The 16,188-nt window shown below is 42.0% G+C and carries 19 protein-coding genes and 2 tRNA genes; 19 read left to right on the top strand and 2 right to left on the bottom strand.

Going from position 1 to position 16,188, the window contains the following annotated elements; genetic code table 11:
* Window positions 1-6: 6 nt before the first annotated feature.
* The 11 genes from HUT38_00545 to glmS all read left to right on the top strand — a co-directional run bounded on the left by HUT38_00545 (window position 7) and on the right by glmS (window position 9,341).
* A complete protein-coding gene (locus HUT38_00545) occupies window positions 7-2,943 on the top strand; it encodes a hypothetical protein (GenBank protein NUQ56975.1) in 2,937 nt (978 codons plus the stop codon).
* Between the two features lie 14 nt (window positions 2,944-2,957).
* Window positions 2,958-3,170: a hypothetical protein gene (locus HUT38_00540; protein NUQ56974.1), complete on the top strand. Its 213-nt coding sequence runs from the start codon at window positions 2,958-2,960 to the stop codon at window positions 3,168-3,170.
* Between the two features lie 5 nt (window positions 3,171-3,175).
* Window positions 3,176-3,724, top strand: coding sequence for a LemA family protein (locus HUT38_00535; protein ID NUQ56973.1), 549 nt, complete (start codon window positions 3,176-3,178; stop codon window positions 3,722-3,724).
* Window positions 3,725-3,742: 18 nt separating this feature from the next.
* Window positions 3,743-4,726, top strand: a complete 984-nt coding sequence (locus HUT38_00530; GenBank protein ID NUQ56972.1) for a hypothetical protein — start codon at window positions 3,743-3,745, stop codon at window positions 4,724-4,726.
* A 24-nt stretch (window positions 4,727-4,750) separates the two neighbouring features.
* Entirely contained in the window at window positions 4,751-5,221 is a 471-nt protein-coding gene (locus HUT38_00525) for an NUDIX domain-containing protein (protein NUQ56971.1), read from the top strand.
* Between the two features lie 52 nt (window positions 5,222-5,273).
* Window positions 5,274-5,648, top strand: a complete 375-nt coding sequence (locus HUT38_00520; GenBank protein ID NUQ56970.1) for a four helix bundle protein — start codon at window positions 5,274-5,276, stop codon at window positions 5,646-5,648.
* Window positions 5,649-5,743: 95 nt separating this feature from the next.
* Entirely contained in the window at window positions 5,744-6,601 is an 858-nt protein-coding gene (locus HUT38_00515; protein ID NUQ56969.1) for a M48 family metallopeptidase, read from the top strand.
* A 155-nt stretch (window positions 6,602-6,756) separates the two neighbouring features.
* Window positions 6,757-6,966 carry a hypothetical protein gene (locus HUT38_00510; GenBank protein NUQ56968.1) on the top strand — a complete coding sequence of 70 codons (210 nt, stop codon included), beginning with the start codon at window positions 6,757-6,759 and terminating at the stop codon, window positions 6,964-6,966.
* Window positions 6,967-7,067: 101 nt separating this feature from the next.
* Window positions 7,068-7,154, top strand: a tRNA-Ser gene (locus tag HUT38_00505).
* Between the two features lie 87 nt (window positions 7,155-7,241).
* Window positions 7,242-7,502: a hypothetical protein gene (locus tag HUT38_00500; GenBank protein NUQ56967.1), complete on the top strand. Its 261-nt coding sequence runs from the start codon at window positions 7,242-7,244 to the stop codon at window positions 7,500-7,502.
* Window positions 7,503-7,520: 18 nt separating this feature from the next.
* The gene (gene glmS, locus HUT38_00495) at window positions 7,521-9,341 is read left to right on the top strand and encodes a glutamine--fructose-6-phosphate transaminase (isomerizing) (protein NUQ56966.1); all 1,821 of its coding nucleotides are present in this window, start codon (window positions 7,521-7,523) and stop codon (window positions 9,339-9,341) included.
* A 2-nt stretch (window positions 9,342-9,343) separates the two neighbouring features.
* Here glmS and HUT38_00490 read toward each other — a convergent pair whose 3' ends face one another.
* Window positions 9,344-10,336, bottom strand: coding sequence for a D-alanyl-D-alanine carboxypeptidase (locus HUT38_00490; protein ID NUQ56965.1), 993 nt, complete (start codon window positions 10,334-10,336; stop codon window positions 9,344-9,346).
* Between the two features lie 147 nt (window positions 10,337-10,483).
* Between HUT38_00490 and HUT38_00485 the strand changes: the two genes are divergently transcribed.
* From HUT38_00485 to HUT38_00450, 8 genes are all read left to right on the top strand, one after another.
* Window positions 10,484-11,359, top strand: coding sequence for a PCRF domain-containing protein (locus tag HUT38_00485; GenBank protein ID NUQ56964.1), 876 nt, complete (start codon window positions 10,484-10,486; stop codon window positions 11,357-11,359).
* A 132-nt stretch (window positions 11,360-11,491) separates the two neighbouring features.
* Window positions 11,492-12,172 carry a cell division ATP-binding protein FtsE gene (gene ftsE / locus HUT38_00480; protein ID NUQ56963.1) on the top strand — a complete coding sequence of 227 codons (681 nt, stop codon included), beginning with the start codon at window positions 11,492-11,494 and terminating at the stop codon, window positions 12,170-12,172.
* A 39-nt stretch (window positions 12,173-12,211) separates the two neighbouring features.
* Complete coding sequence (locus tag HUT38_00475; protein NUQ56962.1) at window positions 12,212-13,132, top strand: ABC transporter permease; 921 nt, start codon at window positions 12,212-12,214, stop codon at window positions 13,130-13,132.
* Window positions 13,133-13,265: 133 nt separating this feature from the next.
* On the top strand, window positions 13,266-13,697 hold the full coding sequence (locus HUT38_00470; protein ID NUQ56961.1) for a hypothetical protein: 432 nt from the start codon (window positions 13,266-13,268) through the stop codon (window positions 13,695-13,697).
* 113 nt (window positions 13,698-13,810) lie between these two features.
* Window positions 13,811-13,881 (top strand) — tRNA-Gln (locus HUT38_00465).
* A gap of 43 nt (window positions 13,882-13,924) precedes the next feature.
* A complete protein-coding gene (locus HUT38_00460; GenBank protein ID NUQ56960.1) occupies window positions 13,925-14,575 on the top strand; it encodes a hypothetical protein in 651 nt (216 codons plus the stop codon).
* A 20-nt stretch (window positions 14,576-14,595) separates the two neighbouring features.
* A complete protein-coding gene (locus HUT38_00455; GenBank protein NUQ56959.1) occupies window positions 14,596-15,075 on the top strand; it encodes an NUDIX domain-containing protein in 480 nt (159 codons plus the stop codon).
* A 57-nt stretch (window positions 15,076-15,132) separates the two neighbouring features.
* Window positions 15,133-15,525, top strand: a complete 393-nt coding sequence (locus HUT38_00450) for a YjbQ family protein (protein NUQ56958.1) — start codon at window positions 15,133-15,135, stop codon at window positions 15,523-15,525.
* A 236-nt stretch (window positions 15,526-15,761) separates the two neighbouring features.
* Here the strand turns inward: HUT38_00450 and HUT38_00445 are convergent, their stop codons facing one another.
* Window positions 15,762-16,154: a hypothetical protein gene (locus HUT38_00445; protein ID NUQ56957.1), complete on the bottom strand. Its 393-nt coding sequence runs from the start codon at window positions 16,152-16,154 to the stop codon at window positions 15,762-15,764.
* Window positions 16,155-16,188 lie beyond the last annotated feature (34 nt).

The raw sequence follows: 16,188 nt of genomic DNA, 5'->3' as shown, positions 1-16,188 counted from the left end.
AAACTCATGTCAAAAAACAGCAGCAGCAACACAAAGAGAAACGAAGGGATGGAATATGAAGGCCGTTGGGCGCCCGACGACAAGTTAACGGGAGAAGAGAAAAAAAGGCACGAGGCGGAGTTGATAAGGCTAGCCTCCAATTTTACCTTCAGTCGGATAGAAAATTACGAAGACCTTAACGCTGCCACGGAGAAAGAAGGGGATGAAAAATTTAAAGAAAAAACAAGAGAATTTTGGAAAGAGCTTGTTACTCACGGGCTGATAATGAACGGCAAAGACAAACAGCCGACAATTAGCAACTTTAGCGATTTGGATGGGGACGCCAGTGTCGGACTTATTAAACTTGCCGGAGTAGACGCGTCAAAAGTTGATTATGTTCATCAGGGAGGATCCGCGGAAGGGAGAGTGGTTATAGACACCGGCAACGAGTGGGGTTTGGTAGTCAAAGACGGCGGCAGAACAATGCTCATAGACCACCACGGGCCGGACGCCAAGAGCGGCACTTCCGCGTCGGAGCTCACTTACAAAATCCTTACCGGGCTTGGCTTGCTCAAGAAAGAGAAATATTTGGACGAGATGGTAAAATTCGTCACCAATACAGACAACGCCGGTTATGTCGGATCTTTGAATAAAAATTTTTTTGAAAACGAATTTCCCAACACATTGGCCGGCTTGAGGAGACATATAACATTTGACAATTTGCGTGAATTTTTTAAACCAAAGACCGGAAAAAATAAAGCGGGCAAGGCTGTCACTTATTTTAAAGACCCTTGGCGGGCGTTATCCGAGGAGGAATTAAAAGAGCTGGGCAATGATAAATACAGCGGCAAAACAATTTCTGAAATAAGCAAACAGCAAAAGAAAAACGCGGAGTTTTCCGTTAAAAGGCTGGATTGGCTGGATAAAAACGGCTTTGCTTTAGATTCCGGCCGATATGGGAAAATTATCGTAGACATCGGCGGCAAGGTCGGCTTCGGTTTTGAAGCGGCGGCGGCTTGCGGCTATGACACTTACATAAGGTGGATTCCGGAAAAGAATATGTTCGGCATATATTCAACCAAGGAAATAACTGATGAGTTCTCCCAAGGGATACCCGTTCGCGGGAAAATGTGGATAAGTGAACTGGCCGCGGGTGAAAATTTACCCGACGAATTATTGACGGAGATATTGGACAAAATGACCGACGGCAAGTTTAAGCCGTCCGGTGGATTGATGGACTTTATGGGAAGCGGTAATATAATAGATGATATGAAAGGGGGAGCGGAAAAAATAGATAAACTATACAATCCTGAAAAAGAGTTAAAAAACGATTTTGAAACTCCGGGCGAAGCTTTGGAGCGCAAGGAAGCCAAAGAGTTTATGGACAGGACGAGGGAGGAGATGAAGTTTTCCGACTCGTCCAAAGATTACGTTAATCTGTTCGCCAAACAGCAATCCGAAGAAATTAATCTCAACTTCGCCAAGAAATATTTTGAGTCCAACAAAGACCAACTTACGCAACAGGGCGTGGACGTGAATATGTCCGACTCCCGCAAGCTGGCTTATTTTATAAAAGAAGGTTTGGGCGATGAAATAAAAAATAAAACTTGCTCCTGGTGCGAAGAGGAAGACTACGAGAAATTTTTGAAAAAAGAAGAGCTTTATAATATCAGGGCGGAAATGGAAAAGGGTGAAATGCGGCTGGAAAGTCCTGTTGTTATGCTCCATTTTCTTGAAGACAGAAGACAAGAACTTTTTAATACCTTAAACAAAAAAGACTCTAGCGGCAACTTTGTTTTGAAGGGAGCGGAGAGAGGCATTAAAGAGCAAGAATTCAATAATCTTACAAAAACACAAGAAGAATTAGCAATTAAGACTTCAGGAAGAAATTTGGGCGAAGAATCTGCAAAACAGGTTGATAAGAAAATTATCTCTAAAGAAAAGTACACTCAGCTTAATTTAAATTATCAGGAGAAAAAATTAAGCCATCGTGATTTTCTTAAAAAAGAAATATGGGGCGGAGAATGGGATAAAATTACCGAAGAAGACAAGGTTAAGAAATACGGTGGCGACTCCGACAAATTTTTCCAGGAGAAGATGAGAGAGCAACTTGGTTCTATTGATTCTATTGGAGGAAAAAAGTTGAAAGTGAAAGAGGATGATGTTTTGATCTTGCTGAAAAACGGATATGATTTTAAGAAATTCTCATTGGCGGGAATTTTGGGCGGCAAAATAAACACCGGCAAGGAAGTTTTTTCCAAAAAAGATATTGCCGGTTTTCTTGGAAATCAATACGCGGATTTTTATAAAAATTTAAGAGAAAGAGCCATAAAAGAATTAGGCGAAGAGTGGCAATCGGAAAGAGGTAAAGAAATAAATCTTGAAACTTATAAAACAATTTCTAAAATATCTGACACGATAAAAAACGCCGAAGGCGGAATCACTGGCTATCTTCGCCGGTTGAAAGCGGAAAGAGTCAATGAAATTTTGCTCAAGAGCGTCAAAACAGAGCAAGGAAATAAGGAAAAAATCGGCAAAATTGAAGAATTTTTGGGCGGCAAAACCGAAGCGGAAGATTTCCTGAAAAATATTTCCGAAAGAAAAGGTATTAAAAATCTGGGTGATGAGCTTGACGACGAAACACTGGAAAGCATTAAAGAATTTATGGAAGGATTCGGTTTAGAAACCAATTTCCTTGACGAGGCTTACGAAAATAGCGCCAAAGGCGACGCCTGGAGCCTTGGGATAATGAACAACCTGAACACTGGCTATAAAAACAGCGTCAACAAGAGAAAGGGTTTTATAAACTGGATGGTCGGATTGGTAGCCACGTTGCTTAATCCGCCGGAAAAACCGAAGCCTCAACAGCAGCCGGGCTGGAAGACAAGAGGCAAGGGGAAACCGCCCTACAATAAACAGGCTGCGGGGGCGCAGACTCAGCCGGGCCAGCCAAAAACGCCTTAATTTAAAATAAAGCCATGGCAAACGACATCTTAAAAAACAATAGCCTGCAAAGCCTTATCAAATCCCTAAACATAGATAAAAATCAGGAGGTTTTGCTTTTGGAAAAAGTTCCTCAAATGGATTTGAAGGAAAGAATAGATTTATTTAAAGATTTGACGGAGATTTATCTTTTGAATCTGGAAGAGAAAGAATCTTTAGAAAACTTAAGGAGGTTTATAAAAAATTAAATCTTATTTTTTATATTTTGTTGGGCGTTTTGGGAGTCGTCGTAATCTGGTTTATCGCTTCTTACAACGGGTTTGTCCGGCTCGTTAACCGCGTTAAGGAGGCGTGGGCGGATATTGACGTGCAATTAAAGAGGCGCTACGACCTTATCCCTAATCTGGTGGAAACAGTGAAGGGTTACGCCGTTCACGAAAGGGAAGCGTTTGAGAAAGTGACGCAGGCTCGCGCCAGGGCGCTGGGCGCGCAAACGGTGAAAGAAAAAGAAGACGCGGACAACATGGTCAGCTCGGCTTTAAAATCCATTTTTGCCATCGCCGAGGCTTATCCGCAACTGCGGGCGGTGGAAAGTTTTACCAAGCTGCAGGACGAACTTTCCGACACGGAAAACAAAATCCAGGCGGCCAGGCGTTTTTACAACACCAACGTCCGCGACCTTAATACCAAAATAGACGTTTTCCCCAGTAATATCGTCGCCAAAATGTTTAATTTCCAAAAACAGGAATTTTTTGAATTGGAGGAGGAGGCGGCCAAAGAACCGGTCAAGGTAAAGTTTTAAACCGGTATGCAAAATTCTATGAATAATAAAAAAGGATTTATAAAATTTTTCTTAATTATAATTGTTGTAATTATTTCGGGGTATTTCTTATTAGCCAAAACAAATTTTATCAACAATCTCACTAATTTCACTGAAAAGGATTATTACGAATACATTAATAAGGCGGCAAAAGACCAAAATCCGGGAATTTGTTATAAAATTCCTATCGAAAAGTTTAAAGAGGAATGCTTAAGTGAAGTTGCACCAGAAATTACTGATCCAAAAAAATGCGAGGAGTTTAAAGATGAAGACAATAAGAGTTCTTGTTATATAAATGTTGCTAGATTCCATAAAGATATTACATTCTGCGATAGAGTTACAGAAGAAAGAAGAGATTCTTGTTTTAGCGTTGTAGCCGTAGTTACTAATGATGAAAAACTATGCAAGGACACTACTTGTATTTTAACGATTGCTAAAAGCAAAAAAGACCCAAATCTTTGCCGTAAAATTCCTGAAATGGATCTCTACGATTATTCTAGTGGAAATCCTGCCTATTCTGTAGAAAGTTGCTTAATGCGATATGCTGTAGGTTTAGATGATGAAAAAATATGTTTGGCTTTAAAAAGTCAGGATGACAAAAATTCTTGTTTTAGGGATGTAGCAATCAATTCCGGAGATATAAATTTATGCAAGAACATCAAAAATGTCTCTGGTACTCCAAAGGTAATTGAATGCAAAATAATTAATGGAAGTAAAATTTGTGAAGAAAAAGAAACTTTTTTTAGCGCTACGGATGGTTTTAAGATAATAAATTGTTATTCCTTGATTGCAAATAATGATCCCAATGAATGTAAAAAAGTAAGGAATGATTCAGTAAAATTAATGAATGCTTGTTATTATGAAATTTCTAGAAACAATAAAGATCCAAATATTTGTCAAAAAATAGAAATTCCTAATGATAACAATGTAACATGTGAAGATTACTTGAATTACATAGATTTAGTTTCGACTATGCAGAGGTGAAATTACAAATGTTAAACAATTTTTATGCAAATCAAAGATAAAGAACTGCATCGGATAACCACTACGGCGATTATTTATAACAAAGATGGCAAATATCTGATCACCCGTCGGAGTTTGAGCAAAAAAGCTTTTCCGGGTAAATGGACGGTGCCGGGCGGCGGATTGGAAACCGATGATTACACGAACACCCCGCCCACTCACAAGGGCGACCAGTGGTACAACGCGGTGGAAAACGCGCTAAGGAGAGAAATAAAAGAAGAGGTTAATCTGGAAATCGGCAAACCGCAATATCTTCTGGACTTGACTTTCATCCGGCCGGACGGCATTCCGGTTTTGGTGTTGAGTTATTACTGTCCGTTAGTTTCCGGTGAAGTGAAGCTGGACGAAGACAGCGTGGATTTTAAATGGGTGACCGCCAAAGAGGCGGAAAAATACGACCTCATAGACGGCATTTTGGAAGAAATAAAAATGGTGGAGGAAATTTTGAAGAAATAGTTCTAGTTGTTCTATCGCTACGCTTGTTGTAAATGTTCTAGTTGAGCATTATATGCAGAAAAAAGTTGAATATGGATTCTATAAATTGGATGTTTGGAAATTGGGAATGAGTATTGTCAAAGAAATATACTCAATAACTAAAAATTTTCCAAATGATGAAAAATTTTGCCTGGTTTCTCAAATTAGGAGAGCCGCAATTTCAGTTCCTCTTAATATTGCTGAAGGAAGCGCCAAAAGGACCAGTAAAGATTTTGCTTCATTCGTGAGAATTGCCTTAGGGTCACTCATGGAAACTATGGCCTGTATTGATATATCATTGGAGCAAAAATATATAAGTAAAGAAATTTATGATAAATTAGATAAGTTAATTCAAGAGGAGTATTTTAAGCTTATTGCCTTGGATAAATTCCTGACAAAAAGAGGTTAAATTATTAAAACAATTAGAACATTAGAACAATTACAACAATTAAAACATGACTTTACACCCACCAATCAAAAAACATCCGCAAAACATGGCTTTTGATGAGCCTGTTTTTAATTATTGTGGTCGGAATCGGCTGGGTGTTTTCGCGGGTTTACGGAGATTCATCTTTTGTGGTTGTCGCCGTTGTCTTTAGTTTGTTTATGAACTTTTTCAGCTACTGGTTTTCCGACAAAATTGTGCTGGCGATGTCCGGAGCGCGTCCAATAAGCAGGGAAGAGGATTTGGAGCTTTATAGAATCGTGGAAAATCTTTGCATCGCGGCGGGGCTGGAGATGCCAAAAATTTATATGATAAACGACCCGTCGCCCAACGCTTTCGCCACCGGCCGCAATCAGGAGCACGCGGCCGTGGCCGTCACTTCCGGCCTGCGCCAAATGCTTAATAAAAACGAACTGGAAGGGGTCATCGCCCACGAGCTTTCGCATATCGGCAACAAAGACATCCTTGTTTCCACCATTGTCGTGATTCTGGTCGGGTTTGTGGCGCTTCTTTCCGACTTCTTTTTGAGGGCGCAATTTTTTCGGGGCAGAAGAGATGATAGGGAAGGCGGCGGCCAGGCACAGATGCTTATGTTGCTGGCTGGAATAATTTTGGCCATTCTTACCCCGATTGCCGCCAAGCTTATCCAGCTGGCCATTTCCCGCAAGCGGGAATTTCTGGCCGACGCTTCCGGCGCTCTTTTGACCCGTTACCCGGAAGGATTGGCTTCGGCTCTGGAAAAAATTTCCAATTATCCCGTGGCGTTAAGACGGGCCAACAACGCCACTGCTCATTTGTTTATAATATCGCCGCTTAAGGGCAAAAACGGCGGCACCCACTGGTTTGCCAAATTGTTTATGACCCACCCACCCGTTGAAGAAAGGGTAGCGGCTCTCCGTGATTTGGATATTGGCTGATTTTTAGCCGCAGAAAAGGCTTATCCACATGTGAATTTGCGTTGACTGGACGTGTAAAATATTTGTGGTTTAATCAAAACAACACGTACTTTATTTTAAGTATCTTAATATCTTGTTTACTCTGATTAAACTTCTTTAAAACAAGGAGACTTAATATGGTTAAGGAAAAAATAATCGCGGCATTTAATAAATATGAGGTGCCAGAAAATTTTTTTCTGAGCTGGTTCAAGTGTTGGCAAGACCACTTTGCGAGGTTCCCAATACCCGCAGACCCAAGCTATTCTCAAGAAGTTTTGACAGAGGAGGAATACCTGGAACTTTTTCTTAAAAAAGCAAAAGAAAGGGGGTTTCATGCTCCGTGGTAGTCTAAAGCCATTAGCTTGCATTTATGTATATAGCAAGCTAATGGCTTTTAAATTTTGCGGCTTTATTTTTTTGGCTTTTTGTGCCACAATTGGAAAGAATTGGAGGAGTGCGAGAGCGGTTTAATCGGCAGACCTGGAAAGTCTGTGTATCAGAAATGGTACCGTGGGTTCGAATCCCACCTCCTCCGTTAATGAAATTTTAATCATTCTTGCAATAACCTAATAAGAATATAAAAAGGTCACCCAATAGATTTAAAAATTAAACAAAATCAAAAATGAATAAAGATAGACATTTTTACATTATAATAGGACTTTTGATCGTTATTGTGGCGTTGCTCGTGTTTGTTTTAAGAGAAGCGAGAAAGCCGGTTACTTCTTTAATTGACCAAGCCGTTAATAACATTCGCTCTTGCAATGAAAAGGTGGAAGAATGGAGGCAAAAACATCCGGCGGGAACAACCGTAGATGATTCCGCGAGAAACGAGTTGAGCGGTATTCTTGATAACTGTATTTCTTTGGTTGGAGAAAGTAAATAACAAATCTAAAATAAAGCAATGTGTGGAATTTTTGGATATATCGGTAATAAAAATATCATTCCTTTACTCGTTGACGGTTTAAAAAAGTTGGAATACAGGGGTTACGATAGTGCCGGCATTTGCGTGTCTGACGGAAAAAAATTGACCGTGTTAAAGCGGAAGGGAAAAATAGAAGAACTGGAAAAAGCCGCGCGGTTTAATCTGGCAAGCGCGTTTTCCGGCAAAACAAAAATGAATTTCGGCATAGCTCACACAAGGTGGGCGACGCACGGTGAGCCAAATGAAACAAATTCTCACCCTCATCTGGATTGCAAGGGAGAAATCGCGGTTGTTCATAACGGCATTATAGAAAATTATCAAACTTTGAAAGTGCTGCTCCAAAAGGAGGGGCACAAATTTGTTTCCCGAACCGATTCGGAAGTGGTCGCTCATTTGGTGGAAAAGTTTTACGATGGGGATTTGGAAAAGGCGGTGGCAAAAACATTGCCCTTGTTGGAAGGAGCGTACGGCTTGGCGATTGTGCATAAAAACGAAAATAAAATAATAGCCGCCAGGAAAGGCTCTCCGCTTGTTATCGGAGCGGGTAAGGGAGAAAACTTTGTGAGTTCGGATATATCCGCCATGCTTAACAGGACTCGCAAGATAATTTATCTGGGCGAAAACGAGTTGGCTGTTATAACAGACAAAAACTGGACAATAAAAAATATAAACGGCAAAAGTATGGATAAAAAAATCCATAGCATAAACTGGGATTTGGAGGAAATAGAAAAAGGAGGATTCAAACATTTTATGCTAAAAGAAATATTTCAACAGCCGGAAGCCGTAAACAATACCTTGAGAGGCAGGATAAGGAAAAACAAAATAAGGTTGACGCTTAATATCAAACCGGAAAAAATAAAAAGAATAATAATAACATCCTGCGGGACAAGTTGGCATTCGGCGCTCATTGGAAAATTTGTTTTAGAACGCGAGACCGGAATCCCGGTGGAGGTTGATTACGCTTCTGAGTTCAGATACAGGGATCCGATAATAAAAAAAGGAGATTTATTCATAACCATTTCTCAATCGGGAGAAACCGCCGACACATTGGCCGCTTTGGCGGAAGCAAAAAGCAAGGGCGCTGAAACCCTGGGTATTGTAAATGTTGTCGGCTCAACTATAGCCCGAGAATCCGGTTTGGGGATATATCTTCACGCCGGTTCGGAGATCGGAGTAGCCAGCACTAAGGCCTTCAGTTGTCAGATTGTTGCTTTGTTTATTTTGGCTTTGTATATAAAGCAGGAAAAGAAAATGAGTCTTGATAAAAAAATACTGGAAGAGCTGGAAATTATTCCGGAGAAAATAAAAGAAGTTTTAAGCCAGGCAGATGAAATAAAGAAAATAGCTCGAAAATTAAAAGACAGCAAGAATTTTATTTACCTCGGGCGAGGTGTTAATTTTCCGGTGGCTTTGGAAGGCGCGTTAAAACTCAAAGAAATTTCCTATATACACGCGGAAGGCTATCCTGCCGCCGAGATGAAGCATGGTCCGATCGCCTTGATTGATGAAAATATGCCAGTGGTCTTCATTTCTCCAAAAGACAAAACCTACGAAAAGATTTTAAGCAATATGGAAGAAATAAAAGCCAGAAAAGGGATAATTATCGCCATAACCAACGAAGAAGACGATAAAATAAGCAAACTTTCTGATTTTATAATCAAGGTGCCGAAATCAAGCGATAACATTTCTCCGATAATTAATACAATACCTCTTCAGTTGCTGGCTTATTATATCGCCGATTACAAAGGAATTGATGTGGACAAACCTAGAAATTTGGCTAAATCAGTGACGGTGGAATAAAATTACCGCCATTGATAAGATTCGCACATCCACCGCGCCAGTTTCTTGGTGTCTTCAAAATTATCGTCCGAACTTAAGACGATGTTTATGAGATAACCTTCGGGATTTGGCGATCCCGTAATTAAAACCAGATTCTTTTTTGCTAAATCAGTGGAGCCGGTTTTGCCGCCCAAAATTTTCAGCGGCGCGCCGTCGCAAGCCAGCTCGTTGGAAGCAAGCAGTTTGTCGGTGCTTACGGCTACGTGATTGAACCAGCCGTCGCTGTTGTGGACATTGTATTCCGGCAGGGAAGTAATCTCCAAAATTTGCGGGTAATTTTCTTTTACCTCTTTTGCTATCGCCAAGAGGTCGGCCGCGGTGGAGTAGTTAAGCTCGTCGCGGATGTCTTTTGGATCAAGTCCAACGGGGTTGTTAAAATACGTTGATAATAAGTTTAATTGTTTAGCTTTCAGGTTCATCTGTTCAATAAATTTGGTTTTGCCGACTTCTTCCATGAAAGCCGCCGCCGCGTCGTTGTTGGATTCTACCAGCATGGCGTGAAGCAGTTCTTTGGCTTTGAATTTCGTTCCGGCGTTAAATCTTTTGGAGCCCTCTTCTTTCAAAATATTTCTGCTGTCCATGGTTATTATTTGCTCCATATCAAGAGAATCCGCGGCGACCATGGCCGTCATCAGCTTGGTGACGCTGGCTATGGGCAGTTGGTCGTAGGCGTTTTTTTCCGCCAATATTTTTACTTCTCCGACGTTGCCTATGAAAGCGGAAAGATAAGACAAAGAGGACAATTCCGGCGCGCCGGCGTTTTCTTTTTTAACTGGCAGCCATGAATTTGATGTTTCCTGTTTGTTTGTTTTGGCTAAAAGCGAAGCCGCCGAGAGTTTTTGCCCGAAATTTTTCACCGAGTAAAGAGCCGGCGCCGCCATGGCCAGAATCAGCAAAAAGGCGAAAATGCCTTTTTCCAAGGATAAATTTCCTCTATTTTTCTCCGGTGTTTCCATTGTTTTTATGCTAGCACAACAACAACCGATGGACAAAAATCAAAACCGACATCCGATGTCAAAACTTGGAAGCCAAACTTCCAATTGGAAGTTTGGCTTCCAAGTTTAAGCGTTGCCCAATTATCTTAAAAAGATATAATTTAACGGATGGAAAAAGAAGAAATTAAGAATAAAATAGCCGTGCTGGAAGCGGAAATGCAAAAACCCGATTTTTGGCAGGATAAGATAAAAGCGCAGGAAGCGGTGAAAGAACTTAACGAACTTAAAGAAAAAGCGGCCGGTGTCGGCAAGTACGACAAGGGCGACGCGGTTTTGACCTTGTTTGCCGGAGCGGGCGGCGACGACGCGGAAGACTGGGTGAGAATGCTTTTTGAAATGTATCTGAAGTTCGCCCGGAAAAAAAGCTGGGAAGTTTTTGTCTTGCATGAGCACAAAAGCGAGCACGGAGGGTATAAAAACATCACTTTTGAAATTGACGGCAAATCAGCCTACGGAACGCTTAAAAAAGAAGCGGGCGTGCACCGGCTTGTCCGCGTTTCGCCCTTTTCCGCCAAAAAGTTGCGCCACACTTCCTTTGCCTTGCTGGAGGTGGTGCCCAAATTCGTGGCGCCGGAAGAAGTAAGGATAGACGAGAAGGATATCAGGGTTGATTTAATGAGATCAGGCGGAGCGGGCGGCCAAAACGTGAACAAAAGAGAAACGGCCGTGAGAATAGTCCACTTGCCCACCAACGTCGCCATCCACGCGGACGCTGAAAGGTCGCAGGCGCAAAACAAAGAACGGGCAATGCAGATTCTCAAAGCCAAGTTGTATAGTATAATGATAAAAGAACAGGAGAAAGAGAAAAACGCTTTACGGATAAACAAGACGGTGGAAGCCGAGTGGGGGCATCAGATACGGTCTTATGTTGTGCATCCGTATAAGATGGTGAAGGACCACCGGACGAATGTCGAGACGGGTAACGTGGACGCGGTGCTGGAAGGGGAGCTGGATGAATTTATAGAAGCGGAGAAGGGTATATGACCCGGTAGGACAAATTATGATTAAATTTTTCGCGAAAATAAAGCTTAATCATAATTTGCTCACTGCGGGTTAGATAAAGGGTGTGCGTAATGTAACCAAATTTATAAGCAATCATAATTTGTACTAACCGGGATGATTTTTTTTGATAAAGTTTCCAAAATTTATTCACCCAACTCCGTCGCTTTAGACGAGGTGAGTTTATCGGTGGAGCAGGGTGAGTTTGCTTCTTTGGTCGGCCAGTCCGGCGCTGGCAAGACCACTTTATTGAAACTGCTTCTGGCCGAGGAATGCCCGTCTTCCGGAACGGTGTATTTTGAGTCGGTCAATGTTCATTCTCTGTCTCGGAAAAAGATGCCTTTGCTGCGGAGAAAAATCGGCACGGTTTTCCAGGACTTCCGCCTGCTTTCCAATAAAACCGTTTACGAAAACGCGGCTTTCGCCATGGAGGCGGCCGGCAAGACTCCGGCGGAAATAGAAGACAGCGTGCCATACGTGCTGGAGTTGGTGGATCTGGTGGACAAAGCCTCGCGGTTTCCCAACGAGCTTTCCGGCGGGGAGTGTCAGCGCGTGGCCATCGCCCGGGCCATCGTCAATCGCCCCGATGTTATAATTGCCGACGAGCCGACGGGCAACCTTGACCCGCGCAACGCCGCGGAGGTTGTAAGTATTCTGGAGAAGATAAACAAACTTGGCACTACCGTGTTGCTGGCGACGCACAACAAGTCCATTATAGATTCGCTGGGGAAAAGGGTCATAACGCTTGAAAAGGGAAAGGTGATAAGGGATGATAAGAAGGGGAAATACCATGTGTAATCTAAAATCTAAAAAATAAAATCTAAAATCTTGGGGAAAATGATCATTACTAAAGCAAAAAGGGTGATAAAGGGCGGGTTTATAAACTTCTGGCGCAACGGCTGGGTTTCTTTGGCCGCCATACTTATCGTTGTGATAACTCTTTTTACTATCGGCTCCATCGTTTTTTCCCGGGCAATAATGGGCTCAATGCTGGCCCACGTTCAGGATAAGGTTGACATAACTGTTTACTTCAAAACGGACGCTGACGAAGCGGAAATAACGGCCGTCAAAGACGCCGTTTCCAAACTGGACGAGGTGAAAAGCGTGGAATACATTTCCGCCGCGCAGGCGCTGGAGGAATTCAAAACAAGGCATAAAGACAACGCCACCATAATGCAGTCGCTGGATGAGTTGGACGGCAATCCGCTCGGAGCGGCGCTCAACATCAAAACCAAAGAAGTTTCCCAATACGGCTCGGTGGCGAAGTTTCTGGAGGGCAAAAGCGGGCCGTTGGGCGATTCTTCCATAGACAAAGTGAACTACTACCAAAACAAGAAAGTCATAGACCGGCTGATTACGATAATGGACTCGGCCAAAAACATCGGCCTGGCCGTCAGCCTTATTCTGGTTTTTATCTCCATGCTCATAACTTTCAACACCATCCGGCTGGCCATTTATTCATCGCGCGAAGAAGTGGAGGTTATGAAGTTGGTCGGCGCCAGCAACCGCTTCGCCAGCGGGCCGTTTGTGGTGGAGGGGATGATGTACGGATTTTTCTCGGCTATCATCGCCATGATTTTGTTTTATCCGTTCGCGCTTTGGCTTGACCCGAAAATCGTCAACTTTTTCTCCGGCGTCAGCCTGCGCGAATATTACATCGCCAACTTCGGCCAGATATTTATTCTGCTTCTGGGCATCGGCATCCTCACCTGCGCCCTCTCCAGCCTCATCGCCATCAGGAGGTATTTGAAGATATAGATAGCAAATGGCAAACGGCGTATGGCTTATAGTAAAGGCCATGCCTTTGCTTCTGGGTTTTAATCTGTTAGTTTTGGGTTAAGCTGACAGTATTTTTATTTTTGAACCAAAACAAATACCGGAGGGAATAGTTATGGATTTTTTTGCAATTTTTGACGAGAAAGCGGAAAAAGATGATTGGTTTAATTTCTTTCTTGACCTGATTGGTTTTCTGGAAAATGGTCAATTTAAGTGGCGTTCTGATGATAATAAGAAGATTAGAGACAGTTATATCGCGGATATTCCATCCGATAATATCAACGGCGGAGTTAAAATAATCGTTTCAGTTATAAGCTGTGATGCAGATATAAACTGTCACATAAGCGTCGAGCATCACGAAGACATAAACCCAATGTCAATTTATTGTTTTATGGAGGGCGGCAAAGCGGAGATATTCGGTTTTTATAAACTTAACAAATATATAAAAACCGTAATTGCCGACAAGAGTAAAAAAGAGTTGATAGAAAAAAGAATCAGAAGTTTTTACAATAAACTTATCAACTCGCGCCTTGCCCGGAGCACATAATAATATTTTGCTAGCGTCTAAACAAAAAGGGGAGTTAATTAACTCCCCTTTAATTTTTGGCGAGCTGGATTTTTGGCGTTTTTATTGCTAGATTATTTGAGGAAAGTAAACATTGCCGGATCGGCTAATGGTAGGCCCGCGGACTCTGAATCCGCTAATCTTGGTTCGAATCCAAGTCCGGCAGTCATCCTTCGCCAAGATCATGATTTGTCATTAGTATATATAGAATGAAAGTCAGTTTTACATACAATAAAGAAAAGGACATCTGGTGCTTGTTGAGCAGAGGGAAAAGTTCAAGCAATTCTCAAATCCCGACAAAACAATATGAGCAACTTGTAGCCATGCACGGAGAGTATCCTAATCCTGAAATGACGGACGATTTTATAGGAAAATATCTTAAGGATAATAAAATTAATATTGGCGAATGCGTGGAAAAATTTCAAAAAGATTGGGATAGTATTTCAGGTGAATACCAAAAAAGAGCAGAAACTATTTTCGGAGTTTCTCTTCCTGGCGATATTGTGGCCTACCTTACTATAAATAGCCGCTGTCCGTACAGTATTGAAAATAATTTCTTTTACGTTTCCGCGCAGTCGCTTTCCGCCAGAAAAACATCCATGCATGAATTGTGGCATTTCTATACTTGGCATGCTTTCGGGGCCGATTGGGAAGAAAAGATTGGTAAACAGAAGTATAATGATCTAAAAGAGGCTATTACAGTTTTGCTTAATATTGAGTGCAAGGACCTGATGCCTGAGGGAATCGTTGATGGCGGCTATCCGCAACACAAAGAGCTTCGGGATAATATTCTGGAGTATTGGGCAAAGGATAGGAATATGATTAACCTTTGGAAAAACTTGGTTGGTCAACAAAACTGAATAAACCACTTGGACATCCGATGTCCAAGTTAGATAGAAAAATGAACGCGGACAATACTAAAAAATTTGTAATACGGTGCAGAGCAATAATCTTCCATGATGGGAAATTGCTTTTAGTGCGACATTCATCTGATTCAGGTTATGTCGCCTTGCCTGGCGGCCATTTGGAATGGGGAGAAGATGTTAAGAGTTGCCTTAGCAGGGAAATAACAGAGGAACTTGGCGTTAAGCCCGTTATCGGAAGATTATTATATGTAAACACTTTTGTCAGTTCGGAAAATATTCAACCATTAGAATTTTTCTTTGAGGTGTTAAACGGAAAAGATTATATCGATAGCGACAAAATAGTCCGTTCTCATGCCCATGAGCTTTCCGGAATTTATTGGGTAAGTCCCGAAGATAATGTAAAGATATTACCTCCAAAACTGGGAGATGATTTTAGAGAGGGGAGAGTAAGCTCAAACGAAGTCCGCTACATCAAGGATGATGAGGTAAGATAACTATGGCAATAATTCGCAAAAAAATTGGAAAGATTATTTTGAGCGGGTAATACACTCATGCAAACTCTTAAAATAAAAACCAAAAGGAAGAAAGAAATCGTGGATATTACCAAGGAAGTGGAAATTATTTTGCCGGTGGACATCGGCTTGTGCAATATTTTCGTGAAGCACACCACGGCGGCTTTGGCCGTGGCCGACCTTGATCCGGGCACTGATTCGGACATGCTGGACGCTTTTGAACAAATGGTGCCGAAGCTGCAATACCGGCATTTGCACGACCCGTCTCATGTAAAAGACCACATCATGGCTTCCGTCGTCGGCCAGTCCGTCAGCTTGCCGGTCAGCGGCGGCAAATTCCTGCTCGGCCAGTGGCAAAAACTTGTTTTAGTGGAGCTGGACGGCCCGCGGGAAAGAGAACTCCTGGTGACTTTTGTTGAAGAGACTTTTTAGAAGCTCATCTCATCGAGGCTCATCGACACCGGACTTCGATGAGCTTCGATGAGAAAAAAGCCTCCTCCAAGCAAGAGGGATTGCAGGGAGGAGGGCATTGCGCCAGGAAAATTACTTCTTCCTGGCTGATGATATTTTGTTTCTAAGGATGTTTTTTAATGTAACCCGCCTTGTGAAGCGAGGCGGCGGAACATTTCTAGCCATAACATTCTCCTTAAAAAATTTATGAAAGTGAATTAAAGCGCTTTTCTTGTTTCTGAGCTTCTTTCTGTTTCTATTTTTCGGAATAACTGGTCTATTTTCAGCAGTTTCTTTTCCTGCTTATTTCTTCTGTCTAAAAACTTCCATACCTCCTTGTATTGCTTTCTAAGCCCCCATACGGCGGCCTTATCCCTAAGATTTCCATTTTCTATCTTTTTCCTGACAAAGACTATGTATTCTCCAGGCACAGGAAATTTTTTGATTCTAATTTTATAATTAAATCTCGGTTTTCTTCTTCCAGGCCTCATCTTGTATCCACCGCCAAAGTGGAAGATTATTTCCTCATACTTATCAATTGTTATTTCACGGCTTTTAAATACTACAACTTTGGCAAAACCATAACCTCTTCCGCGGTTTATGTGAATCACCCGAGCGCTTTCCATTCTTTCTCCTTTGTAAAAA

This window comes from Candidatus Paceibacter sp. (genome assembly GCA_013360865.1).
Classification (GTDB): Bacteria; Patescibacteriota; Minisyncoccia; order UBA9983; family UBA9983; genus SURF-57.
This window is presented reverse-complemented; position numbering and strand designations above follow the sequence as displayed.